At 45.7% G+C, this 23,654-nt stretch carries 30 protein-coding genes and 3 pseudogenes; 26 read left to right on the top strand and 7 right to left on the bottom strand.

Annotated features, from left to right (window positions below; all coding sequences use genetic code 11):
• Window positions 1-51 precede the first annotated feature (51 nt).
• Window positions 52-183: pseudogene (locus J7545_RS24040) on the top strand (hypothetical protein); the annotation flags it as partial.
• Here the strand turns inward: J7545_RS24040 and J7545_RS11355 are convergent.
• Together J7545_RS11355 and J7545_RS11350 are read right to left on the bottom strand one after the other, a co-directional pair.
• Window positions 172-474 (bottom strand): DUF86 domain-containing protein, encoded by a 303-nt coding sequence (locus J7545_RS11355; protein WP_318700175.1) that lies wholly within the window; start codon window positions 472-474, stop codon window positions 172-174. The pseudogene J7545_RS24040 and the gene J7545_RS11355 overlap by 12 nt on opposite strands.
• Window positions 471-794, bottom strand: coding sequence for a nucleotidyltransferase family protein (locus tag J7545_RS11350; RefSeq protein ID WP_318700174.1), 324 nt, complete (start codon window positions 792-794; stop codon window positions 471-473). Before J7545_RS11350 ends, J7545_RS11355 begins: the two co-directional genes overlap by 4 nt.
• Before the next feature lie 224 nt (window positions 795-1,018).
• Here J7545_RS11350 and J7545_RS11345 point away from each other — a divergent pair, with 224 nt between their 5' ends.
• From J7545_RS11345 to J7545_RS11330, 4 genes are read left to right on the top strand one after another with little or no spacing between them, the layout of a single operon-like run.
• A complete protein-coding gene (locus tag J7545_RS11345) occupies window positions 1,019-2,458 on the top strand; it encodes a cytochrome c biogenesis protein (RefSeq protein WP_318719570.1) in 1,440 nt (479 codons plus the stop codon).
• Between the two features lie 27 nt (window positions 2,459-2,485).
• A complete protein-coding gene (locus J7545_RS11340; RefSeq protein ID WP_318719569.1) occupies window positions 2,486-2,704 on the top strand; it encodes a hypothetical protein in 219 nt (72 codons plus the stop codon).
• A 53-nt stretch (window positions 2,705-2,757) separates the two neighbouring features.
• Window positions 2,758-3,084, top strand: coding sequence for a Rieske 2Fe-2S domain-containing protein (locus J7545_RS11335; RefSeq protein ID WP_318700171.1), 327 nt, complete (start codon window positions 2,758-2,760; stop codon window positions 3,082-3,084).
• Window positions 3,084-3,206 (top strand): hypothetical protein, encoded by a 123-nt coding sequence (locus J7545_RS11330; RefSeq protein WP_318700170.1) that lies wholly within the window; start codon window positions 3,084-3,086, stop codon window positions 3,204-3,206. The genes J7545_RS11335 and J7545_RS11330 overlap by 1 nt, the downstream gene beginning before the upstream one ends.
• A 489-nt stretch (window positions 3,207-3,695) precedes the next feature.
• On the opposite strand, the gene J7545_RS11325 is transcribed toward J7545_RS11330, so the two are convergent.
• Complete coding sequence (locus J7545_RS11325) at window positions 3,696-4,250, bottom strand: Uma2 family endonuclease (RefSeq protein WP_318700169.1); 555 nt, start codon at window positions 4,248-4,250, stop codon at window positions 3,696-3,698.
• A gap of 233 nt (window positions 4,251-4,483) precedes the next feature.
• Between J7545_RS11325 and J7545_RS11320 the strand changes: the two genes are divergently transcribed.
• The 6 genes from J7545_RS11320 (at window position 4,484) to J7545_RS11295 (ending at window position 9,283) form a co-directional block, all read left to right on the top strand.
• On the top strand, window positions 4,484-5,083 hold the full coding sequence (locus tag J7545_RS11320; protein ID WP_318700168.1) for a transposase: 600 nt from the start codon (window positions 4,484-4,486) through the stop codon (window positions 5,081-5,083).
• Window positions 5,084-5,116: 33 nt separating this feature from the next.
• Window positions 5,117-5,521, top strand: a complete 405-nt coding sequence (locus J7545_RS11315; RefSeq protein ID WP_271939542.1) for a DUF3119 family protein — start codon at window positions 5,117-5,119, stop codon at window positions 5,519-5,521.
• Window positions 5,522-5,546: 25 nt separating this feature from the next.
• Window positions 5,547-6,893 carry a DUF3086 domain-containing protein gene (locus J7545_RS11310; protein WP_318700167.1) on the top strand — a complete coding sequence of 449 codons (1,347 nt, stop codon included), beginning with the start codon at window positions 5,547-5,549 and terminating at the stop codon, window positions 6,891-6,893.
• Window positions 6,894-6,976: 83 nt separating this feature from the next.
• Entirely contained in the window at window positions 6,977-7,657 is a 681-nt protein-coding gene (gene plsY, locus J7545_RS11305; RefSeq protein ID WP_413038661.1) for a glycerol-3-phosphate 1-O-acyltransferase PlsY, read from the top strand.
• Between the two features lie 28 nt (window positions 7,658-7,685).
• The gene (gene gshB / locus J7545_RS11300; RefSeq protein WP_318700165.1) at window positions 7,686-8,660 is read left to right on the top strand and encodes a glutathione synthase; all 975 of its coding nucleotides are present in this window, start codon (window positions 7,686-7,688) and stop codon (window positions 8,658-8,660) included.
• A gap of 50 nt (window positions 8,661-8,710) precedes the next feature.
• Entirely contained in the window at window positions 8,711-9,283 is a 573-nt protein-coding gene (locus J7545_RS11295; RefSeq protein ID WP_318700164.1) for a Uma2 family endonuclease, read from the top strand.
• A 40-nt stretch (window positions 9,284-9,323) separates the two neighbouring features.
• Here J7545_RS11295 and menA read toward each other — a convergent pair whose 3' ends face one another.
• Window positions 9,324-10,223, bottom strand: a complete 900-nt coding sequence (menA, locus tag J7545_RS11290) for a 2-carboxy-1,4-naphthoquinone phytyltransferase (protein ID WP_318700163.1) — start codon at window positions 10,221-10,223, stop codon at window positions 9,324-9,326.
• 237 nt (window positions 10,224-10,460) lie between these two features.
• Between menA and J7545_RS11285 the strand changes: the two genes are divergently transcribed.
• The 11 genes and pseudogenes from J7545_RS11285 (at window position 10,461) to J7545_RS11240 (ending at window position 19,114) form a co-directional block, all read left to right on the top strand.
• Window positions 10,461-10,796, top strand: coding sequence for a cation:proton antiporter subunit C (locus tag J7545_RS11285; RefSeq protein ID WP_318700162.1), 336 nt, complete (start codon window positions 10,461-10,463; stop codon window positions 10,794-10,796).
• Window positions 10,793-12,232 (top strand): cation:proton antiporter, encoded by a 1,440-nt coding sequence (locus J7545_RS11280; protein WP_318700161.1) that lies wholly within the window; start codon window positions 10,793-10,795, stop codon window positions 12,230-12,232. Before J7545_RS11285 ends, J7545_RS11280 begins: the two co-directional genes overlap by 4 nt.
• Window positions 12,229-12,639 carry a Na+/H+ antiporter subunit E gene (locus J7545_RS11275; RefSeq protein WP_271939531.1) on the top strand — a complete coding sequence of 137 codons (411 nt, stop codon included), beginning with the start codon at window positions 12,229-12,231 and terminating at the stop codon, window positions 12,637-12,639. Before J7545_RS11280 ends, J7545_RS11275 begins: the two co-directional genes overlap by 4 nt.
• Before the next feature lie 70 nt (window positions 12,640-12,709).
• Window positions 12,710-12,961, top strand: coding sequence for a hypothetical protein (locus tag J7545_RS11270; RefSeq protein WP_271939528.1), 252 nt, complete (start codon window positions 12,710-12,712; stop codon window positions 12,959-12,961).
• A complete protein-coding gene (locus tag J7545_RS11265; protein WP_271939526.1) occupies window positions 12,958-13,236 on the top strand; it encodes a monovalent cation/H(+) antiporter subunit G in 279 nt (92 codons plus the stop codon). Before J7545_RS11270 ends, J7545_RS11265 begins: the two co-directional genes overlap by 4 nt.
• A gap of 133 nt (window positions 13,237-13,369) precedes the next feature.
• Window positions 13,370-14,809: a cation:proton antiporter gene (locus tag J7545_RS11260; protein ID WP_318700160.1), complete on the top strand. Its 1,440-nt coding sequence runs from the start codon at window positions 13,370-13,372 to the stop codon at window positions 14,807-14,809.
• Between the two features lie 73 nt (window positions 14,810-14,882).
• The gene (locus tag J7545_RS11255) at window positions 14,883-15,425 is read left to right on the top strand and encodes a DUF4040 domain-containing protein (protein WP_318700159.1); all 543 of its coding nucleotides are present in this window, start codon (window positions 14,883-14,885) and stop codon (window positions 15,423-15,425) included.
• Window positions 15,426-15,512: 87 nt separating this feature from the next.
• On the top strand, window positions 15,513-16,175 hold the full coding sequence (locus J7545_RS11250) for a Na(+)/H(+) antiporter subunit B (RefSeq protein WP_318700158.1): 663 nt from the start codon (window positions 15,513-15,515) through the stop codon (window positions 16,173-16,175).
• Window positions 16,176-16,258: 83 nt separating this feature from the next.
• Window positions 16,259-16,396: pseudogene (locus tag J7545_RS24035) on the top strand (type II toxin-antitoxin system VapC family toxin); the annotation flags it as partial.
• An 80-nt stretch (window positions 16,397-16,476) separates the two neighbouring features.
• On the top strand, window positions 16,477-17,943 hold the full coding sequence (cysS, locus tag J7545_RS11245; RefSeq protein WP_318700157.1) for a cysteine--tRNA ligase: 1,467 nt from the start codon (window positions 16,477-16,479) through the stop codon (window positions 17,941-17,943).
• 76 nt (window positions 17,944-18,019) lie between these two features.
• Window positions 18,020-19,114: an AI-2E family transporter gene (locus J7545_RS11240; RefSeq protein ID WP_413038660.1), complete on the top strand. Its 1,095-nt coding sequence runs from the start codon at window positions 18,020-18,022 to the stop codon at window positions 19,112-19,114.
• A gap of 41 nt (window positions 19,115-19,155) precedes the next feature.
• On the opposite strand, the pseudogene J7545_RS11235 reads toward J7545_RS11240, so the two are convergent.
• Window positions 19,156-19,371 (bottom strand): annotated as a pseudogene (locus J7545_RS11235) (hypothetical protein); the annotation flags it as partial.
• A gap of 233 nt (window positions 19,372-19,604) precedes the next feature.
• Between J7545_RS11235 and J7545_RS11230 the strand changes: the two are divergent.
• The 3 genes from J7545_RS11230 (at window position 19,605) to J7545_RS11220 (ending at window position 21,882) form a co-directional block, all read left to right on the top strand.
• Window positions 19,605-20,462: a D-alanyl-D-alanine carboxypeptidase family protein gene (locus tag J7545_RS11230; protein ID WP_318700154.1), complete on the top strand. Its 858-nt coding sequence runs from the start codon at window positions 19,605-19,607 to the stop codon at window positions 20,460-20,462.
• A gap of 30 nt (window positions 20,463-20,492) precedes the next feature.
• Window positions 20,493-21,215, top strand: coding sequence for an ATP-dependent Zn protease (locus J7545_RS11225; RefSeq protein WP_318700153.1), 723 nt, complete (start codon window positions 20,493-20,495; stop codon window positions 21,213-21,215).
• Window positions 21,216-21,288: 73 nt separating this feature from the next.
• Entirely contained in the window at window positions 21,289-21,882 is a 594-nt protein-coding gene (locus J7545_RS11220; protein WP_318700152.1) for an Npun_F5749 family FMN-dependent PPOX-type flavoprotein, read from the top strand.
• Between the two features lie 23 nt (window positions 21,883-21,905).
• Here the strand turns inward: J7545_RS11220 and cysE are convergent, their stop codons facing one another.
• Window positions 21,906-22,709 carry a serine O-acetyltransferase gene (gene cysE / locus J7545_RS11215; RefSeq protein WP_413038657.1) on the bottom strand — a complete coding sequence of 268 codons (804 nt, stop codon included), beginning with the start codon at window positions 22,707-22,709 and terminating at the stop codon, window positions 21,906-21,908.
• Between the two features lie 131 nt (window positions 22,710-22,840).
• Here cysE and J7545_RS11210 point away from each other — a divergent pair, with 131 nt between their 5' ends.
• Entirely contained in the window at window positions 22,841-22,999 is a 159-nt protein-coding gene (locus J7545_RS11210) for a hypothetical protein (protein WP_318700151.1), read from the top strand.
• A gap of 50 nt (window positions 23,000-23,049) precedes the next feature.
• On the opposite strand, the gene J7545_RS11205 is transcribed toward J7545_RS11210, so the two are convergent.
• Window positions 23,050-23,472 (bottom strand): anti-sigma regulatory factor, encoded by a 423-nt coding sequence (locus J7545_RS11205; RefSeq protein ID WP_318719568.1) that lies wholly within the window; start codon window positions 23,470-23,472, stop codon window positions 23,050-23,052.
• Between the last annotated feature and the right edge of the window lie 182 nt (window positions 23,473-23,654).

The following is a 23,654-nucleotide window of genomic DNA, read 5'->3' as shown; positions in this document are numbered from 1 at the left end:
TTCGCGCGGTAATAGGTAATAGGTAATAGGTAAACCATTTTTCACGCTATAATGCCCATTCTTCCGGCTTTTCATGGGAAGGCACTCTCAAGGAAAATTTCGATTACTGTACCTCATAACATCGAAAAGTGCTGTATCCCATGGAAGCAAATCGCAGGGATGAGGGACAAGTTAGTCCATGATTATCGACAAGTTGATATTGATATTATTTGGGAAGTCACCCAAGAAGTAGTGATGAATCATTTTGTCTCGCATTCCAGCAACTTCCTTCCAAGGGATATGAGGGTACTGCTCTTTGAATTCTGGCGGGATTTGTTTAGAAGCTTTACCAATAATTTCTACGGCATGAGTAACAGCAAATATCGTTTTTTGATCGGATTCAAAGGTGTCAAAATCAAAACCTATGACAAAAATTTCGGCAGCATTGATGGCTTCCAGGATATCTCGTAAGTAATCTTTGATGGTACGATTCATAGATAAACTACTTCCTTGAGGATATTTTCCCCGATATCGGGTTTTAAACCATCTTTAGTAACCAGATCTACTTGTTTACCCAGTTTTTCACTCAGGTAATTTTCAAGTTGACAGTAAGCAATTAGACCAAAACGAATGTCTGGTTGGAATTCAATGAGCAAATCAATGTCACTGGCTTCAGTTGCTTCACCTCGGACATACGAACCCAAAATCCCTAGCGTATTGATTTGGTATTGCTTTTGAATTTGGGGGAAGATTTCCCGGAGAGATTCAAGGATAGTGTCAGCAGTGAGAGCTGGAGTTTTATGGATACCGATCATGGATGAATTATAGAGATTATCTTGATCTTTATGCTCAATTATAGGTAAATTTTTATTTTGACTCCTACTTTATCACATAAAGGCTAACATTGTAGACTGATAAGTATAGGGTAATGGCTAGATGTTACCAGTGAGCAGAACAATTCCCCCCAGACAGTTACCAGTAAGGAATCAGGAATGTCTCAAGGCTTCCTTCCTCACCAAATCTGTAGCCTATACATTGTATGAATCCAATTAAATTTCTCATCGCCTTAACATTAGGTCTTCTCCTGTGCTTCTTTCCCGCATGGAAAGGGATAATCTCTAGTCCGGAAACAAGCTATGATTCTCTAAAAACACTGGCGGTGCAACTGGATGGACGCAAAAAGCCCCTCGATACAGTTGCCAGAGAAACGGTAACTCAAATTCATGGCAGTTTGCACTATCAACCTTTAAGCGGAGATAAGCTAGATTATCTCAATACTTATCTTTCCCTATTATTCAATAACCGAGACTGGAACGAAGAACCCTTTATCCTATTGAGTTATCGCCCTTTGAAAACCCAACTGGGATTCAATCCAGAACAGCAATATTTTTCCTTTGTGGAACTGGTTTCTTCTCCCTTAAGTTCGTTTGTTTTGCAAGCCCATAAAGATCAAGTGCAGAATCTAGATTTAACGCGAGATCAACGGGAAGCACTAACTTTAGAAGACCGTTTAGCGTTAATGTTAGAGACAGTTAGCAGTACCCAGTTACCGATTATTCCCCATCCAAGCGATCCGAAAGGGAAATGGTTGGGAATCGATCGGGCTTCTGAATATTATTCGCCGGAACAAGTCGAGACCTTGCAAGCAACCTATGGCGAAATTAAACAAGCGATGCAAATGGGTTTAACTTCCGATTTAAATGTCCAGGTTTCAACTTTGAAATCTCAACTGGTAGCATTAAGTCCCCAAGTCTATCCTTCTGGGGAAAAACTAATGCGAGAAGTTCGTTTTTATGGGCTGCATTGGTTTACCCAAGCCTGGATTTTATATGGTGTAGGCTTCCTGGTGATGTTGGTGACTTTGGGATGGGAAAAGTTACAAGCCTATTGGGTAGCATTAGGGTTATTTTGCAGTGGGTTAGCGGTGCATGGATATGGGTTTTGGGAGCGGATGCAAATCGCAGGACGACCCCCAGTGACGAATATGTATGAGTCAGTGATTTGGGTGAGTTTGGGAATAGCGGCGATCGCCGTTACCTTTGAGTTCCTGCATCGTGCGAAATATTACCTCTTGTCCGCTGCACTCCTATCTATCCTCTGCTTGATATTGGGCGATCGCCTCCCGGCTGTCCTCGATCCCAGCATTAAACCCCTGGTTCCCGTCCTACGCGATAACTTTTGGCTCAGTGTCCATGTACCTACCATTACCCTCGGTTACGCCAGTTTTGCCCTTGCCTTTGGCTTTGGTCATCTGCTCCTGGGCGCTTACCTATTCAAACCCACAGCCAAAGACTTTATCAATCGCCTCTCGCGCTGGAACTATTCCATCCTCCAAGTTGGCGTACTTTTCCTTACCACTGGTATTATCCTCGGTGGCATTTGGGCCCACTTTTCCTGGGGACGGTTTTGGGGATGGGACCCCAAAGAAACCTGGGCCTTAATCGCCCTCATGTGCTACATCGTGCCCCTACACGGTTGATTAGCCGGTTGGCTCGGCAACTTTGGCATGGCGATCGCCAGTATCGTCAGCTTTAATGCTATCCTCATGGCCTGGTATGGCGTGAATTTTGTCCTCGGAACTGGATTACACAGCTACGGCTTCAGTACCGGAGGCTCAGAACTGATTATCGGGAGCTTAATTGCCCTAGATCTCCTGTTTGTATTGGTCGTATTCCTGCGTCAAAAGATACTCAAAAACCCATCCCAATCTCCAGTCCTGTCCTAAAATTCAACTCCCATCTACTATCGAACGCTGTTACTTTATCAGTTGGATGACCCTTGGCGCACTCGTCAGCGTCCTCCCCCCCCACCCTCTCCAGTTGTCAGCCTGGAGAAACTCCCCCAACACCCTCCAGCAATGACACCCCTAAAATTGATACTTCCATGCGCGAAGACGGGTTTCAAGCCCTCGGTACAATCTCCCAACTCGAAGCCCAAGGAACCATTCTAGACCGACGCAACGCTCCCAAACCCGTCCTCATCTTCCGCCATCAAGAAACCCAAGCCATCACTGCCCTCAATCCCATGTGTACCCATCAAGGTTGCACCGTAGAACTGTTGAAGAAATTGAACCTTTTGAAATTCCTGCCAAAACCTATTTGGTAATGGCAGACAACCCAGAGTATGAGAACCTAGGGGCAGCCTTGTCTTTAGTGGAGCAAGATCAATTTCGCGGAGTGGTGTTTTTGCGGCTTTATCCGTTTAGTCGCATGGGAGGGATCAATTAACAATTAACAATTAACAATTAACAATTAACAATAGTACTATTACCATTAAGGAATCAGTAAAACTACTTTCTATAAGCGAAAAGAATCTTTAACGAAATGGCTAAATAAAAGCCTACCCAGTCGTTTTCAAAACAGAATCTTAAGTATAGATTTTTCAACAATGGTATTGTGGTGAAACTTAGTAGGACAATTAGAACAGAATGGGCGACCTATACCTGCTATGGATTCTCTGATTGCAGCGATCGCAATTCATAATTCTCTATCACTTGTCACCCGCAATGAAAAAGACTTTGCCGGGACAGGGGTTGTAATTATTAATCCTTGGTCTTTTTAACCGGACTTGATATAACCAGCTTCAGGATTTAAATTCATCAAGGTGGGCAGGGTCTATTGATGGGTATACAGATTTTCCTTTCTATTCTTGCCCACCCTACACTCTACTTGCCCTCTCCCACAGGAGAAGGAGGGGTAGGGGGATGAGGGGCATGATTATCCCAGGATTTCCTCAACTGAAAACTGGATATTGGGAAACAATTGCACCGCAACTTCTCCTTCTTCTAAGCGTTGCACCTGCTGATAGCCTTCTGGAGTCGGTTGTCGATAGACTTCTAAACACCGTTCGGGAATATTCAGCAGCCAAACCTCCGGAATTTGCGCTTGTGCATAAAGGGGAATTTTGATGTCGCGATCGCCGCGAAGCGTTGTATCTGCCACTTCTACCAGTAAAAATATATCATCCGGTTGCGGATGTCCCCCCTGATAAAAATCAGCACGGGGATGCGCCAGGCATAAATCTGGTTCTGGCTCAGAAGTATTATCTAACATAACTGGATCTTGTACTCTCACCAATACTCGTTTGCCGAATTGCAATATAAATAACTGAGTCAGGCGATTGACATAAGAGGCATGAATTGGGCCAATAGGTGACATTTGAATAATTTCTCCTCGGATTAGTTCTGTGCGATCGCCTTCAGACAGAATCCCAGTTGTGCCCATCCTATGGTACTCTTCCACCGTAAACAACCGTTTCAATAAGACTGACATCGCTCCCTCCTAGTTATACCCATGACCTATTTTACTGGGGATGGGGGGATCGGGACGCGGAGACACGGAGACACGGGGACGCGGGGATGGGGAGGATGGGATATAATGGGTCGTCAGTCTAACTTAGTTGGAGTATAGGAAGCGGCAGAGCTATTAGGTGTGTCAGAGCCAGACTATATGCCATAGAATAAATAGAGAGTAAAACAATTAAAGGAAGTAGCCAAAGATTGTAAGTGAAATCGTTCAAAACCTCACTCAACCTCAATAACAAGCAACGCACCTTAATGGCTAAACACGCAGGAGTAGCTCGTCACGCCTATAACTGGGAACTAGCCATCTGCATAGAAGCAAAAGAAAAAGGTGAAAAGCGCCCTAGTGCAGTCACCTTACATAAGCGCTTGGTAGCTGAGGTGAAATCGGAATATGAATGGTACTACGAAGTTTCAAAATGCGCTCCCCAACAAGCTTTGAGGGATTTAGAGAGTGCGTTTAAGAACTTCTTTACCGTGAAAGGACGTGGGTTCCCTAGATTCAAGAAAAAGGGAAGGCATGACAGTTTTTGCCTAGAAGGTAACCTTCAAATCAGGGGGAATAAAATCAAGTTGCCTCGCATTGGGTGGGTAAAGACCTATGAAAAGCATCTTCCTCCAATCTTAGTAAAATCCAACAGCAACGTAACCATTAGTCGTCATGCCGATCAATGGTTGATTTCCTACAAGGTGGACGTGGAACCGGAAAAAATTGACCATCCTAAAAGTGTTGTGGGTGTAGATTTGGGAGTGAAGACTCTAGCTACATGGTCTGATGGGGCATTACCAGCCAGGGCACGATAAAATAGTCAACCATAGGTGATTTAGAACTTTGTGATGACCTCAACTCCCTTTTCATCTTCAACCTCAAGCACCACCCTAGAAACGGTTACCCTGAAGCCCAGTTACCGGATACCCTTAGTGCTGGTGCTGTTGGCGATTCCTCTAGCAGCCGTGCAAATTGGATTAGGTGGGGCGATCGCCCTCTTTGGGTTATTCTTAACCCTACAAACCACCACTATCCGGCTCACCTTTACTCCAACGGCTCTTGAGGTTTACCGTTCCGACAAACAAATTCGCCAATTTCCTTACCAAGACTGGCAAAATTGGGAGATTTTCTGGGACAAACTGCCCATCTTGTTCTATTTCAAAGAAGTTAAGAGTATCCATTTTGTCCCCATAATCTTTGACTATTCAACCCTCAAGCGCACTCTGGAAGAACGCTGTCCCCGTTCTCGTTAATACCTGTAGAACTGATGAATAACTGATGAATACCGATCCATTGAATCCTTGGGACTCCAACCCCGAAACCTCTTCAACCCCCGTTCCTGAATCTGACGTTCCTCAACCCTCAGCCTCTCAAGAGACGGGGGAAAATGGCGATCGCCATGGCGATCGGAAAACAGAAGATGAAACCATAGAAAATCAAAAGAGTGAAACGGGAGATAGCTTACTTCCGCTTCAGCTTGATACCAAAACCCCCGATCATCCCGAACCCCGTGAAGAAATAGCAGCCACAGACGGGGGACTAGATCAACTAGATCAGGGTGAAGGAGTGGAGGAACAAGACTCGGAACCCCCCAGGGATGAAGAAGTGGATGAATGGCAAGCGCGGATTGAGGATCTGCGGTTTACTGAGCAAGCGCTGCAAAACCAGGTGGAGGAACTGCGACAGGAAGCCGAAACCCTGCAAGAGCAACTGACAGCCCAGCAATCAGCCATGGGACAATTGGTACAAGCGGGTTTAAGTGAGCTAGAACATCGCAAACATAAGCTAGAAGTTACGATTGAAAAACTAGAAAGACGTGCAGAGCGCATCCGTGCAGAAATGCGGACGAGCTTCGCTGGCGTTTCCCAGGATCTCGCTATCCGCGTTCAGGGATTTAAGGATTATTTGGTCGGTAGCTTGCAGGATTTGGCCAGTGCGGCGGAAAATATAGAGTTAGGGGCAGATGCTCGCGAACCCGTCGCTCCAGTGGAAGTGCCGATTATGCGATCGCGCGAGCGAGGCGAAGCCTTATCGCGTCGAGAACCAGAACGCCCCCCAGAATTAGAAAATCCCCAATTTGCCAAATCGAAGTTTGGCGATCAAGTGCGGCAAATTCGCCATCTATTGGATCAGTATCGCACCCGTCCAGATTATTATGGCCCAGCTTGGCAACTGCGGCGCACATTTGAACCCATCCATGCAGAACGGGTATCCCAGTGGTTCTTTACCCAAGGGGGACGGGGTGCAGTACGTACCATGGGGTCTCGTCTACAAAATATTTTGGTATCCTCGGCAGTAATTTCAGTCGTCTATAGTTTATATGGCGATCGCCTCAGACCGTTGATTTTAGTCAATACTCCAGAGCGCTTGGGCGAATGGCGACGGGGTTTACAGGATTGTTTGGGTATCTCTCGCATGGATTTTAGCTCGGACAGAGGGATTACTATGTTTGAAGCACCTGAACCCTTAGCCGTAAAAGCAGACCGAATTACCCAACAGAAGCAACTGCCTCTGATTATTATTGATGAGTCTGAGGATAAAGTGAGCGTGTCGATGTTGCAGTTTCCCCTATGGTTGGCCTTTGCACCGAATCCGGAAGCACCCCCGATGATTGATAATTGGTAAGGTTTCCCTGTTCCCTGAGCGGAGTCGAAGGGAACAGTGGGATGAGAACGTTAGATAAAGTAGATCGAGAAAGAGGTGAAGTTATGCAAGGGGCGATCGCCGTTGGTGTCTTGATTGGGGCTTATTTGTTGGGTTCTATTCCCACGGGATATTGGTTAACCAAAGCACTCAAAGGCATTGATATTCGCGAATCGGGTTCGGGTTCCACCGGCGCAACCAATGTATTGCGAACAGTAGGCAAAGGTGCGGCGTTAACCGTGCTATTGGTGGACGTTCTGAAAGGAGTAGCGGCAATTTTTCTCGTGCGCTTTGCCTATCAATGGCAGATTTTGACTTTAGATGAGCAAGGGCAATCCTGGATAGTAGTGTTAGCCGGATTTTTAGCCTTGTTTGGCCATAGTTTATCCATTTGGTTAATCTGGAATCAACCCGAAGGAAAATCCTTGAGTAAAGGAGGAAAATCAGCCGCCACCAGTTTAGGGGTATTGTTAGCTTTATATTGGCCGGTGGGTTTGCTCACCTTTGCCGTGTTTGGCAGCGTCATCGGCATTACCCGAATTGTATCACTCGGCTCGATGAGTGCGGCGATCGCCGTCTCTGCCCTCATGGCAGCCTTCCACCAACCCCTCGCCTATGAAATCTTTGGCATTATGGGCGGCTTATACGTCATTTGGCGACACCGCAGCAATATCGAACGCCTCTTAGCCGGAACCGAACCCAAAATCGGCCAAACTTCCCCCCAAGTTTCCGAACTCCCTAACTAACCCAATTTTTAATGATTAATTGAAAACCATGGATTTTGCCTTCATTATCGACCCCATTCACCGCCTCGATCCTTGCCATGATACCAGTGTGGCGATGATGGAAGCCGCTCAAAAACTAGGCCATCACGTTTGGATTACTGAAGCTCAAGACTTAGAAGTCAGATCCGGTAAAGCTTGGGCAAAACTATCTCCGCTCCACTTAACCCCAGTCGAATTAAAAGAAGATCATTGGGTGGCGACTCATCCCTGGTTTCAAGTCGAAAACCCAGTTGTTCGTCCCCTAGAAGAGATGGATGCAGTGTTTATGCGCACCGATCCACCCGTGACGATTTCCTATTTATATGCCACCTATATTTTAGATTATGTTGACCCGCAAAAAACCCTGGTGTTGAATAATCCCAAAGCGTTGCGCAATGCCAATGAAAAAATGTATGCGCTCCAATTTCCCCACTTGATCCCCGAAACCCAGGTAACAGCAGATAAAACCGCCATTCGCGAGTTTGTCCAAACTCACGGAAAAGCAATCATGAAACCCCTGGGAGGCAAAGCGGGGGAAGGGATTCTGATATTGGAGAGCGGCGATCGCAATTTCAACTCCCTGATTGAACTCAGTACCCAAAACGGGACATTACCAGTGATGGTACAGCAATTTTTACCAGCAGCCAAGGACGGAGATAAACGAATTATTCTCCTCAATGGAGAGCCGATTGGTGCAGTCAATCGGGTGTCCCGAACTGAAGAATTCCGCAATAATATGGCCGTCGGTGGAGAAGTAGAAAAGACAGAAATCACCGACCGAGAACAAGAGATTTGTTCCCAATTAGCCCCAGTTTTACAGCAAAATGCCCTCTATTTTGTTGGATTAGATGTCATTGGCGGCTATTTGACGGAAATTAATGTCACCAGTCCCACCGGTATTCGGGAAATTGACCGCTTAAATGACGTGCGCTTAGGAGAAGAAGTGATTGCTTGGTTGAGCGATTATGTGAAGTTTAGTTTATAACGATTCAAACAACAGTTCGTCGATTACCCATTCCTCACCCTCGACACACTATGACGGCTTATACACTCAACTTAGACTCGATTACAATGACTGACGAGCAATTTTTCCAACTCTGTCAGGACAATCAGAACTTGCAATTTGAGCGCAATGCCAATGGAGATTTAATTATCATGTCACCAACAGGAGGAGAAACAGGAAAGTGTAATGCCGCAATCACAGCACAACTGTGGGTATGGAATGGGCAAAGCAGACTGGGTATAGTTTTCGATTCCTCTACTGGCTTTAAGTTACCCAACGATGCAGAACGCTCTCCAGATGTTGCTTGGATACCCTTAGAGCGTTGGCAACAGTTAACCGCAGCAGAACAGCAGAAGTTTCTTCCCTTGTGTCCAGATTTTGCGATCGAATTACTGTCCCCAAGTGACAGTTTAAAAGTGACGCAACAGAAAATGCAAGAATATCTAGACAATGGCACTCGTTTAGCCTGGCTTATTATTCCTTTATCGCGGAAAGTGGAAGTTTATCGTCCGAATCAAGAAGTTGAAGTGTTAGACGCTCCAGATCGGTTGTCTGGAGAGACAGTTTTACCTGGATTTATATTAAATCTGGAATCAATTTGGTAAACGAAAATTATTAACTACATATGATTCAAAGCTATATCACCTATCCTAAAATAAATCCTAAACCCAATAAAACTCCACTGATAAAGTGAAAATTAACGGCAATAAACTTGCAGTTTTTCACTTGTTCCGGTTGGTCATGATAAGTTAGAACATGGTGACATAGTTGCACGGCAACGGGGATACTGAGGAAACTTAAGGCTGCCCATTGGGGGAAATATCCTTCAATAGTGAAAAGGGCGATCGCCGCAAAAACAGCTACACAAGCAGCCAACAGCAGTTGAGCGCCTTTTGTTGTACCAATACGGACAATGGGAGAGCGTTTTCCAGCGGCGATATCGTCTTCCACTTGATGGAAATGGGAGCAGAATAAAATAATACTGGTGGTAAGGCCAATAATAATGGATGCCTTCAGGCTAGCAGTTGACCAAGTGGCGTGTTGGGAATAGTATGCAGCAGAAACAGCTAAGGGGCCAAACGTAATAAAACAGATGATTTCTCCTAAACCTAAATAACCCAAACGAAAGGGCGGTCCTTGATAGGTATAGCCCAGAAAAACCGCTAAGGCAATTAGTTCTAGAATCATCGGATTATGTTGCCACCAGGTAATCAAGATCAATTCTAGGGCAGCGATCGCTAAGAGTCCATTGGCGATCCAAAAGACTAAGGTCTTATTGCCGGTTAAATTAACAACAGAATGGTGTTTATTAACGTCGATTCCCGTTTCAGAGTCAAATACATCATTAGTTAAGTTCAGCCAGGCTACAATGAGGATAGCTGCCGTAATAAAAGTGATAAAAATTGCCCAATTGAAGCTTCCTGTTTCCGCAAAAGCAACGGCACTGCCTACTCCAATGGGAATGACAGCAACACTATACATGGGTGGTTTAATGGCAGCTAACCATAGCTTTTTTCGCGAAATAGGAAGGGTGGGCGTACTCATGGAAAAGCTTCAAGATTGAGAACCAATTGGTTTATAGAGTTTACCTTAAAAGGGTTTTGTCTTGGTAATCGGTAATGGAGAGGCGATCGCTACATCATCGCTACATCAATGATAACCAATGGTTTTCCTTACGAATAACTTAAGTCCCTAATGGTTCTCAACGACCAGAAATTGTGTATTCTTATTAAAAAGCTTTCCAGAGCATAGCCCATTTCCCTGACCCCCTAAGCCCTGTCGATGTTAGAAGCCTGCATCCTAATTACCCTATTATTCGGATTTTTCGGCATTATCCTGAAAAAGAACCTTGTTATGAAGATCATCTCCATGGACGTAATGAGTACCGGAGTGATCGCCTATTATATCTTCATCGCCTCACGAGAAGGGCTGTTTACCCCTATTCTCGATCCCACCAAAACCGTTGAATATGCCGATCCTGTGCCACAAGCAGTGATTTTAACGGCAATTGTAATTGGCTTTTCGATTCAAGCGCTGATGCTTGTGGGAGTGATGAAACTGGCAAAAGATAACCCCACATTAGAAACCAAGGCGATTGAGAAAAACTATACACCATGAACTTTTTAACTATCGCCTGGCTTGCACTTCCCTTTATTGTTGGATTAGGGATTTACCTCCTACCGAGGCTTGATTGGGTTCTAGCCTTTGGGGTAACTCTCGTCTCCCTTGCCTATGCCACATTTGTATTTCGGCAACCTGAACCCATTCCCCTGGAACTCCTGGATAGTTTTGGGGTAACCCTGATCGCCGATCATCAGACTGGCTTCTTTGTTTTAACCAATGCCTTAGTCTGTATGGCAGTGTTGCTTTACGGTTGGCGAAGCAACAAAAGTTACTTTTTCTATACTCAGCTCATTATCCTACAGGGTAGTGTAAATTCAGCCTTTATCTGTGCGGACTGGATTACTTTATATGTCGCCTTAGAAGTCATTAGCATCGCTTCATTTCTCCTGATTACTTATCCGAGAAGCGATCGCTCCATCTGGGTAGGGCTACGCTATCTATTTGTCAGTAATGTGGCTATGCTCTTCTATCTTGTGGGCGCAATCCTAGTGTATCAAGCCAACAACTCTTTTGCGTTCATTGGCCTAACCAATGCTCCCACCGAAGCCATTGCCTTAATTTTCCTCGGATTGCTTGCCAAAGGCGGTATTTTTATCTCTGGACTCTGGTTACCCCTAACGCACTCGGAATCCGAAACCCCCGTTTCTGCGATGCTCTCAGGGGTAGTGGTGAAAGCTGGCGTTTTTCCCCTCGTACGTTGTGCCCTGATGTTAGAAGACATTGAACCCATCGTGCGCTTCTTTGGCGTGGGCACTGCCGTATTGGGAGTTGGGTATGCCGTATTTGAAAAAGACATCAAACGGATGTTAGCTTTTCACACCATTTCCCAATTGGGCTTTATCCTCGCAGCCCCCGAAGTCGGAGGATTCTATGCCCTCACCCACGGATTGGTGAAATCTGCCCTTTTCCTAATTGGAGGGAATTTACCGAGTCGTAACCTAAAAGAATTGAAACATAAACCCATTCCCAATCGCATGTGGATTGCCTTAACCCTGGCCAGTTTTTCCATCTCCGGTTTTCCCCTACTTGCCGGTTTTGGCGCGAAAGTCCTCACGATGAAAACCCTAATGCCTTGGCAAATCATCGGCATGAATATTGCTGCCTTGGGAACCTCTATTTCCTTTGCCAAACTCATCTTTCTACCCCATCAAGCGGCAAAAGAAGAGGATAAAAAGCAATCCATTGGCTTCTGGTTAGCTGTCGTGGTCTTGATTGGAGGACTGGTGGGAGCAAACGTAGTCTATTATCAAGCCTATACCCTAACCAATATTGTTAAACCCCTGGTGACGATCGCTCTCGGTTGGGTCGCCTACTTTCTCATCTTCCGCAACGCAACGGTCAAACTGCCCCGAATGCTGGAACAGTTCGATCATCTGATGGGGATGATGAGTTTAATGTTGTTGCTGCTGTTCTGGATGGTGTGGGCATGATTGGATATCTGGATCTGATACTACGATTGACAATCTGGTTTTTGCTCACCTCCGATCTGAGCCTAGCCAATATTGTTATTGGCGTAGCCGTAGCCTTTCTCCTACCGAGATCGGTGACTGCTCCAGCAGTCCTCAAAGATTGGTTACACGCTCTTTGGGAGATTGCGGTCGCCATTCCTCAAGCTTATATAGAAGCGATCGAGTTGATGGTTCGTCCCCATCAAGAAGAAGAAACCACCCTGGAGCAAGTTAAACCCAACCGGACTCCCGGATTGATCTTTTTAGATATTTTCGTAATTACCTTTACCCCCAAAACCATCGTGGTGAAGTATCACGCTAGGGGGTCGTATGAAGTTCATTGGGTGAGACGAAGAAGGCGGGGACGCACAGAGACAAACGCTCCCTGAGTGGAGTCGAAGGAGGCACAGACACAGCGATCGGGAGACTTAGAGATATGGGGATGGAGACTTTTAAAAGATGACTGTAATTTTGGTTTTGATGATTTTTGCACTGTTAATTCCCATGTATGAGGCTTGTCAAGATAGTGATATTTGGCAGAAAATGTTGGCCTTTGCCAGCATTGCGACCAAAACTTCAATGATGATTTTAATTGTCTCGGTATTACGCGATGATTTAATGCTAGGTGTGGTTGGCATCATCATCTTAAGTGTAGGGAATGCAGCATTAATGTTGTTAGCTCATGTAATTAAACGAGTGGGGGAGGGATGATTACAACCTTGAGTTATATCTGTATGGGAGTGGGGATAGTGTTCTGGTTTTGGGGAACCTTTCCTTTAATTGGCGATCGCTCCGTTCTCTTTAAACTCCATAGTCTCTCTGTCGCTGATACCCTCGGTTCCATGAGTATGATTATCGGTTTGCTCCTGCAAATTCCCAGAGAATGGCCCTTACTGGTATTGGGTATTATTTCTCTCGCCATTTGGAATACCGTTTTGGGATATGTCTTAGCCTATTGTTCCAGTGGGGGAAATGATGACGAGTGATATTTAATCATGACCCTCTGGCCTTTTCTGGTTATTTTCCACTCTGGTAGATTGGGTATTATACATAACATCATAATGGGTCCGTACCGGTGGCATTATTAGAAACCAAGGAGATTGGGAAAAACTACACACCATGACCATCCTCACAATCGCTTGGCTTCTCCTCCCTTTGATTGTTGGCTTAGGAATTTATCTCCTACCAAGGCTCGATTGGTTTCTGGCCTTTGGGACGACCCTAGTCTCGTTTGCCTATGCGACCTTCGTATTTCAGCAACCCGAACCCATTGTCCTGGAATTGCTCGATAATTTCGGAGTTACCCTGATCGCCGATCAACAGAGTGCCTTCTTTATCTTAACTAATGCTTTCGTCTGTGTAGCGGTGCTGCTCTACTGTTGGCGGAGTAACAAAAGCGCCTTCTTTTATACTCAGCTTATGGTTTTACAGGGCAGTATCAACTCAGTCTTTGTCTGTGCTGACTGGCTGAGTATCTATGTCGGCATAGAAGTGATGACCATCGCCGCATTTCTGCTGATTTCCTATCCAAGAAGCGATCGCGCCATCTGGATAGGACTGCGGTATCTATTGCTTAGTAATACCGTCATGCTCTTGTACTTAGTTGGAGCCATCCTCGTCTATAAAGCAAACAACTCCTTCGCTTTAACCGGTTTAATCAACGCTCCCGCTGAAGCCATTGCCCTGATCTTCCTCGCACTTCTAGCCAAAGGCGGTATCTTTGTCCCCGGATTCTGGTTACCCCTGACACACTCAGAATCAGAAACCCCTGTTTCTGCCATCCTCTCAGGAGTCGTCGTCAAAACTGCAGCCTTTCCCCTAGTGCGCTGCGCCCTGACTTTAGAAGAAATTGACCCCATCATACGCTTCTTTGGCGTAGCTACTGCCCTATTAGGTGTAGGGTATGCCCTATTTGAAAAAGACATCAAACGCATGTTAGCCTTGAGTACAATTTCCCAATTGGGCTTTGTCCTTGTAGCCCCGGAAGTGGGAGGATTATATGCTCTTACCCACGGACTGGCCAAATCTGCCCTATTCCTAATTGGGGGTAACTTACCCAGTCGTAACCTAAAAGAATTGCAACAAAAACCCATGGCCAATTCCCTGTGGATCGCCCTCAACTTGGCAAGTTTATCCATCTGTGGTTGTCCCCTACTTGCCGGTTTTGGCGCTAAAGTCCTAACCCTGAAAAACCTGATCCCTTGGCAAATGCTGGGCATGAGTTTCGCTGCCGTGGGAACAGCAACCGTCTATGGACAATTCATCTTTTTGCCCCATGAAAGGTCAGAAGAGGACACTCAAAAGCTATCCATCGGTTTCTGGTTGGCAGTGGTCATTTTAATCAGTGGACTCATCGGCGCAAACGCCTTTAATTATCAGACCTATACCCTGGCAAACATAGCCAAACCCCTCGTCACGATCGCCCTGGGTTGGCTTGCCTACTTCATCATCTTTCGTAACTCAACCGTTAAACTCCCTCAGACGCTCGAAACGCTTGACCATCTGATCGGCATGATGAATTTAATGTTGTTGTTTCTATTCTGGATGGTTTGGCAATGATTGTTGTATTTGAGTGCCATAATCTCTCTATTACCGATAGGATATGTTTTAGCCTCTTGTTCCAGTGGGGGAAATGATGACGACTGATATCTCTCTATTATTAATTGTTGCCCTATTGCCATTAGCCGCAGGTCTAGTGGTTCTGCAAAAGAATCCCTACCATGCCCTAGTCATTCGGGGGATCTTGGGAGCTGTAGCAGCACTGGTGTATGCCGTGTTAGGTGGGGCAGATGTGGCCTTAACAGAAGCTCTAGTGGGGACAATGTTAGCCATTACTTTATATGCGGTAGCTGTGCGATCGTCTTTAGTGATGCGTCTGGGCACGATTTCTGAAGACATGGAGAAGGAAAATCCCCAATTTGAAGCCTTAATTAACAGCTTACAGAAAACCTTAGATAAATATCATATGCGCCTAGATCTGGTTTCCTATAGCGATGATGCCAGTCTACATCAGGCGCTGATGGATAAGGAAATTCACGCCACTTGTATTTCCTCTTCAGCCAGTCAAGAGACAAAACCCTACCATACAACCATTCGGGTAGAGCGACTTTATGAGATTATGCAGACTGAATTACCCAGTGAAGTAACCAGTTTATCGATGAAAAATCATGTGTAGGGTTAGGCAAAAGACGAACAAGGGGCCCCTTGACCAATTCATGGCAAAGTTCAAGCGAAATGGCGATCCGTGGAGGAAAAACAGCAGATGAAATGGCTTTATTTGGTAGCAGGCATTATCTTTTTAGTCAAAATGTTAGTGATGCAAGATCCCACATTCGAGGGGGGCGAGATTTCGATTGTCGAGTCTGTGGTTGCAGATAGTGGCATCCCCAACGCTGTTTCCGGAATTATCTTTAGAAATCGGATCTACGATACGATATTTGAAGTAGTGGTGTTTACGATCGCCATTATGGGAGCAAAATTCTTATTAGCCAATGAGCAACCTTCAGCCATAGTTCGCCAGTTTACCGACCAACCTTCGATCGTTTTAGCTCGTTTAGGTGCAACTATATCCGCTTTGGTCTGTATCGAGTTAGCCATCCGAGGTCATCTGAGTCCAGGAGGCGGATTTGCTGCCGGTGTCGCGGGTGGAACGGCGATCGGTTTAATTGCGATTACCTCGCCTTCCGAACGGATGGAAGAGATTTATGAACGTTGGAGAGCATCCACCTGGGAAAAGATTTCCGTTTTAGTCTTTATTGTATTAGCCGCGATCGTATTAGTCGGTCTACAACTCCCCCAAGGAGAGTTAGGTACACTCCTAAGCGGTGGTATGATTCCGGTTCTGAATATCTTAGTTGCCCTAAAAGTGGCTTTAGGCTCATGGGCAGTGATTCTAGTGTTTATCCGCTATCGAGGTCTACTTTAGGGCGATCGCTTGACGGTCTATGAATTCTACAGTTTACGGATTGGATTATGTATTAACTTGGAATTGTAAGTAAATGATCCTCACCCGGTGATTTTCACAAAGATCCAGCAGATAGAATCATTGTTGCCACAGCCAGATTATCTGATGCTTCTATTGTGACGATTGATCGGAAAATACTCAATTATCCCTATGTTCAAGTTATTCCACCAACGACCCCTTGATTGTTTTCTCTGCGATCGCGGGAATAAAACCAGATTTGGTATGATGAGGGCTGACCCCTTAAAGAGTGTGCAATCGCCCCATGACCCTAACGTTGACCAATACCCTCACGCGCAGTAAACAACCCTTCGAGTCCCTAGAACCAGGGAAAGTACGGATTTATTGTTGTGGAGTCACCGTTTATGACTACTGTCACCTCGGTCATGCACGGTCCTACATTGCTTGGGATACCCTACGGCGCTATTTGCAATGGCGAGGCTATCAGGTGTGCTACGTACAGAATTTTACCGATATTGACGATAAGATTCTCAACCGTGCCAGAGAAACCGGGTCAACCATGGAAGCAGTCTCTGAAAAATATACCCAAACCTACTTTGAGGATATGGCTCGCCTCAATGTCCTGGAAGCCGATGAATATCCCAGGGCAACCCATACCCTGGATGGCATTTTACGCCTGATCCATGAATTAGAAGCCAAAGGATATGCCTATGCTTCCGAGGGCGATGTCTATTACCAAGTACATCAGTTTCAGGACTATGGGAAGCTCTCCGGGCGCAAGTTTGACCAGATGCAAGCGGGAGCATCGGGAAGAGTAGGAGAAAGTGCAGAAGACACAAAGAAAAAAGACCCCTTTGACTTTGCCCTATGGAAAAGCGCAAAACCCGATGAACCGAGTTGGGACTCTCCCTGGGGAAAAGGTCGCCCTGGATGGCATATTGAATGTTCGGCAATGATACGGGAGTGTTTTGGAGAGACGATTGATATCCATTGTGGGGGTGCAGATCTGGTGTTTCCCCACCATGAGAATGAGGTCGCGCAGTCGGAAGTAGTGACGGGTCAACCCTTGGCTCACTATTGGTTACACAATGGGTTTGTGACGGTGAATGGGGTAAAAATGTCCAAATCTTTGGGTAATTTTACGACGATTCGGGATTTGTTGGACTCGGAAGAGGGGCCAGAACCAATGGCACTCCGGTTATTTGTGCTTCAGGCCCAATACCGTAAACCGATTGATTTTACCGCGGAGGCGATCTCCTCGGCTCAAAGTGCTTGGAATACCCTCAAAGAGGGATTATCCTTTGGCTATAAACAGGGGTCAACCTGGGCATGGGATCTCAACAAGCAAGTCAACCGGGAAGATCTCAACCCCGAAAGTCTGGCGATTTTCAACAGTGCGATGGATGATGACCTGAATACATCAGGCGGATTAGCCGTATTATTTGAATTAGCCAAAGGATTGAACCGAGAAAATAATCGCTTGGTTCATGAAGGTAAAACGGAGGTTGATCCAGAGCAGTTATATCGACAATGGAAAACCTTAGTTACCCTCTCTCAAGTGTTGGGGTTAGAAGTGGAACCGGAGGGAACACCTGAGTCTCCAGGATCGCAACTGAGCGATCGCGAAATTGAAGAAGCAATTTCCGCTCGACAAGCCGCCCGCAAAGCCAAAAACTTTGCCGAAGCCGATCGCATTCGCGATGACTTACAAAGCCAAGGCATTACGCTTATCGATCAACCCGGTGGCATTACCCAATGGCATCGCAATTAATGTCCTAAAGCGGGAAAATTGTTTTTTTCTATTCCCTATTTCCTATTCCCTATTTCCTATCCCCTATTTCCTAGTTATGCGCGAACAACGGATTGCTTTTTCCCTATCCACGTTCCTATTAACCTTACTCTCGGTTTTGTTAATTGTCTTATTTTGGCAATTACGGGGACTCGTGCTTTTGTTAATGATTTCGATTGTGCTTGCCGCTTCTATTGCTCCCTTAGTAGATGCGGCGGAACACTTACGCATTCCCCGATGGTTAGGTGTAATTTTAGTTTATCTTACCCTGATTTTTGGATTAACAGGTCTGGGCTTATTAATCGGCCCAACTGTCTTTCAGCAAATTGAGCGTTTGCTGCAAAAACTCCCCTCCTATGCTGATGTCCTCTTACAATTAGCGGAAGATTCACTCAACAATTGGACAAATACACCTCCCGAACTCCTTGAACTTGTAGATTTTCAACAAATCACCAGTTGGTTGATCCGCTCAAGTCAACAATTGGTACTGCGATCGTATAGCATTACGCGAGGCATTATTGGAGGAGTTTTTAGCTTAATTTTATCTTTCTTTATTTCCGGTTATATGGTCGCCGATAGCCAAACTTTAATTAATAGTTTGGTGCGTCTACTGCCTGAACCTTGGGACACCAAGGTTGCGGCCCAAATTCCCACTATTAGTTACCGTATGGGTAGCTATATTCGCGGTCGGTTAGTCGTTTCTTTTATCCTAGGCATTGTCACAACTCTAGGCTTGGGTATCCTGGGATTACGTGAATTTTCCCTCGGTTTAGGAGCGATCGCCGGAGTCACCAACCTAATCCCCTTTATCGGCCCGGTTTTAGGCGCTATTCCCGCCCTCGTAGTAGCGATCGCTTCCGGGGGCTGGGCATTCTTATGGGTGTTATTATTTTTTGTGATTATTCAAAATCTAGAAACCTATATTCTCGATCCCTTCCTGGTTGGCTCATCGGTAGGCGTTCATCCTCTCTATCAATTACTAGCCGTCCTTGGTGGAACTCAAGTCTTAGGAATTATTGGGGCCTTAATTGTGCCCCCTTGGGTGGCAGGGGGGGCAACCCTCTTGGAAAATCTTTATATTCAACCTAAACTAGAAGCCGAAAAACAAACTCACATGAATTCTCAGGCGACAGAAGACTTGGGGGAGACATAAACCGCATTGGTGCGATGAAATAACGTGGGGTAAGGAGGATAATAAACCGCCGAAATTTCAGGGCTGATCTTCACTTTTCCTTTGATCACCGATCGCAATAACCGATTCATCGATCGCTCATCTTCTTCCGTTAAGAGTTCATCTAAGGTAGCAGCCATAAGACCATAGCGATCGGCCAGAGTTAACACCCCCGTTTCTCGTGCAGAAACTAGAATTTCGGATATCGCTCCAGGTAGGATTTGGTGTTTTCTTAACATAATCAGTCCATACACGAGTCATCTTCACTTTACTATCAACGATATCTAGCATTTTAACTGTGATTGATATCGCTCTTCTCAAGTGATTTGGATCGCTCTAGGTCGCTCGAAATTCGCCCTAAAAGCATCAATTTGTCCGTGTGTTTTTGTGCTTTAATTATCTTGATTTGGATCTAAATCCCTAATCTTTGGTAAGGTTAAGAAGAATAATTCCGTGTTGGAGTAAGTCACCGATGAGTGAAAATCTACCCAATTTTTTCACCTCCCAGGAGGAAGAAGTAATTACCGATGATATCCCAGAAGCTTTACGGGATACTCCTGTACCGGTGGCTGAGGTGCAAGAAACTGCATCATCGGGTTCTGGGCGCGGAATGTGGATCGGATTTGCAGGAGTGGCGATCGCCCTCAGCACCGGTATTTTCATTTTCAGTAGTAATTTCCTTACCCCAAACACTGCCTCAGAGTCTAGAGTTCCCCTATCCTCAGCCACAGAAACCAACGAGTTGGGTGAAGATAGAGCTGAAGAGGCTGAAAACCCAACAACGCCCGATCGAGGGAACTTACTGGGTCATTTGGCTTATGAAGAAGCCCCAGTGGATGATTTAATGGCGATTACCGCTGATGGTAGTTTACGATTACGAAAAATGGCAGCGATTAAATTCCAACAGATGGTGAATGCAGCCCAAAGAGATGGAGTGGTGTTGGTTCCTTTGTCTGCCTTTCGTAGCTTAAACGATCAGGAGTATTTATTTTTTGACGTTAAAGCTCAACGAGGACAAGTCGCAACTCAACGGGCAGAAGTAAGCGCTCCTCCAGGTTATAGTGAGCATCATACTGGGTATGCCATCGATATTGGCGATGGCTATGTACCGGCAGTTGATTTTTCTCCAGAGTTTGAGAATACTTCTGCTTTTAAGTGGTTAGAAGAAAATGCCGCTTATTATAGTTTTGAGTTGTCCTTTCCCCGAAATAATCCTCAAGGCATTAGCTATGAACCCTGGCACTGGCGTTTTGTCGGCGATCGCCATAGTTTGGAGACGTTTTATAAGGCCCGAGAGGAGTTCCAGACTGACGAAGCATCAGAGGAATAAGGAGAAATTATTCGTTATCGAGAGAAATTCATGAATCAACTGAGCTTAAATTTGATCGCGATCGCCGTTTTTACCCTAACCCTGTCGAGTCTATTGGGGCCCATAATCCATTTAAATCCAGCAATTCCAGCAATAATAGCCTTTGGAATTTTGGGATTTATGGCGATCGATAGCCTCCAATGGCAAGGCCAAGGCAGTAATCTAGGGTTAGGCTTAATTGCCAGTTTATCGCCTGCATATCGCGATCGCCTCTTACACCACGAAGCCGGTCATTTTCTCGTCGCCACTCTTCTCGATATTCCCATTACTGGCTATACCCTCAATCCCTGGGAAGCCCTGAGAGCGGGGCAACGAGGACAAGCAGGCGTAAGTTTCGATCGAGAAGCCATAACTGAACAACTTAAATCCACAGCTCTCACCCAACAATGGATCGACCGCTATTGTCTCCTATGGATGGCCGGTGTTGCAGCCGAAGAACTCGTTCATGGTAATGCTGAAGGCGGAGCAGATGACCGACAAAACCTCAACATGCTCTTGAAACTCTATTCCCCTACAACTGTTGATTTTACCCCTAAGCAAAAATGGGCTAAATTACAAGCCCGAACCTTAATTGAAAACCAGTGGGAGGCCTATCAAGCTTTAGTCATCGCTATGGGTCAACGTTTATCCGTTCCTGAATGTCAAGACCAAATTAAACAACAGGCTTGTATAACCTCAACGGGTTTAGCTCCAATTGATATCTGCTGCCAATAATAGATGGATGATGGAGCCTCAGATCGCCATAAATTCGCTAAAATAATCCCATTTTCCGTGTCTTCCTTTCCCTATGTCCGCCTCATTTTCCCATCGTCCCCCCTGGCGATCGCTCCTAGAGCAAGCCTTAAAGGATCGCCGAGATCGTCCAGAATCCCGTTACTTTCAATTGGCTACCATCCGCTCCAACGGGAAACCCGCCAATCGGAGTGTTGTATTTCGAGGATTTCTCGACTCCACCCATCAACTCCAAATCGTCACTGATAACCGCAGCGATAAAATACATCAATTGCATCACAGTCCTTGGGCCGAAATTTGTTGGTATTTCAGCCTCACACGCCAGCAATTTAGGATTTCAGCCCAAACCACTTGTATTGATGAAAATACTGATAATTCTTTTCTTCTGTCAAAAAGAAGCCAAGTTTGGCAACAGCTCTCGGATGCCACTCGGCAACAATTTACCTGGCCCGCTTGTGGAACCAACCGAGACAAAAACGGTTTTCCAGGAACGTATCCCAATCCTGAGACTCCCTTACCCAATTTTGTCCTAGTCCTATTCCAGCCCATTGAAGTCGATCTTGTTGATTTACAAGAGTCTCCCCCACAAAGGATACACTATCAGTTGCAACCGGATGGTGATTGGAGCGAGCGATCCCTCAATCCTTAAGAGATCGCCCATGACTCCTTGCTTCAAATCCCCGATCCATCTAAAAACTCTTCAAGCGCTCGATCCTTCAGGGCACAATTGCTGTAATTAGAGCGATGGGATGGGGACTCTAATTCCTCCTCCTGCACAACAGACTGATTCCAGGAATCCCAACTCGCTGAACTAACACCTTGGCTCTCTAGGCTAACGCCCTTACTTTCCTGAAGCGAACGCACCTGTTCTTCCAATTGCTCAATTCGGTCTACCAAAGTGCGAATCATCTCTGCTTCCGCATCTGGCAGTCGTCCGTGTTCTAGGGGATTAACCCGAACCCCAGAACGATAAACAATACGTCCTGGAATACCAACCACCGTACAATCGGAAGGTACATCCCGCAAGACCACCGATCCCGCACCGATGCGGACATTATTTCCAATTAACAAATTACCGAGAACCTTAGCTCCCGCACCCACCACTACATTTTCGCCCAGGGTAGGATGGCGTTTACCACTTTCCTTACCCGTTCCGCCCAGAGTTACCCCTTGATAGATTAGACTATAGTCTCCGACGATCGCCGTCTCACCAATGACAACACCCATACCATGGTCAATAAAAACTCCTTTACCGATGGTCGCTCCTGGGTGAATTTCAATCCCCGTAAACCAACGAGCCAGATGGGAAATCAGCCGGGGAATAAACGGAAGTCCAAGGACATGGAGCCAATGGGCCAAGCGATAAAACAGTAGCGCTTGTAGTCCAGGGTAGCAAAACAGGACTTCCAGCCAATTTCGGGCAGCGGGATCGCGATCGAAGATGATACGGAAGTCAGCAACAAGATTACTTAGCACGATTGAAAGTATCCAACGCTTCATCAAACAGATCATTGTAGATCTTAACGTTTAGTGGCCAGTTTACCCAAGCGATTGGCGTTAAGTTAAAGTGAAATCGAGTCATCTTTTCCTGAACCTAAACGCAATCAATGCCCATCCTGATTTTGCTCATCGTCTTAATTGCCGGATACTTCGGCAGTGAACTCATAGCACTAGAAGCCATCAGTCTTTTGAAAAGCCTCTCTCTTTCCCCTTGGCTACTGATAACCCTCGTCGTCTCCTTATTTATCTGGTGTTTTGGAGACTAGCTGAGATATTGCACTACACTTGGTCCGCCCCAATTTTAAAGCTTGCTGCTCTAGTAGTATTTAATTAACTTCAAACAATTGCGTCGATCCTCTGTATGAGTATAGCTGAGGCGATCGGCGATATCGGACATCATAAACCAACCCCGTCCCCCTTCCTGGTCAGGGGTTGGGCGAGGTTGGGTTCTGAGCCATTGCTCAATATCGAAGCCTTGGCCATAATCCCAAATCGATATGGTGATTGAATCAGCAGCTAAGATCACTTCAATATCAATAGTCGTATCTTTAGCCAAATGATGATGGGCATGTCGAACAGCATTGGTTAATCCTTCATAAAATGCAGTTTGACACTCAATCCAGGTGTCTTTAGGAATGGGTAGGGAGGGAGGCTTAAGCTCTTCAAACCAGGCCAAGGCATGGGATAAAGCCTGGCCATTAGAATGAACTTGCAGATAAGCTCTATGGGGCAATTTCAATGGTATAACCCTTAAATCAGGCAATCAGCACAGGTAAAGAAGCATTCAAACCCTTGAACCCGCGAACCCAAAGGCTATCATTTCATCATAACCGTTGGTTTGGAATCGGTAAGATAGAGACGAACGCTAAATCGAGGGTCACGCTTCTTACTCAATTGCGGGTTTGGTGCTTCTGCTTTTGA

This window comes from Roseofilum sp. SBFL, assembly GCF_017746885.1.
Classification (GTDB): Bacteria; Cyanobacteriota; Cyanobacteriia; order Cyanobacteriales; family Desertifilaceae; genus Roseofilum.
This window is presented reverse-complemented; position numbering and strand designations above follow the sequence as displayed.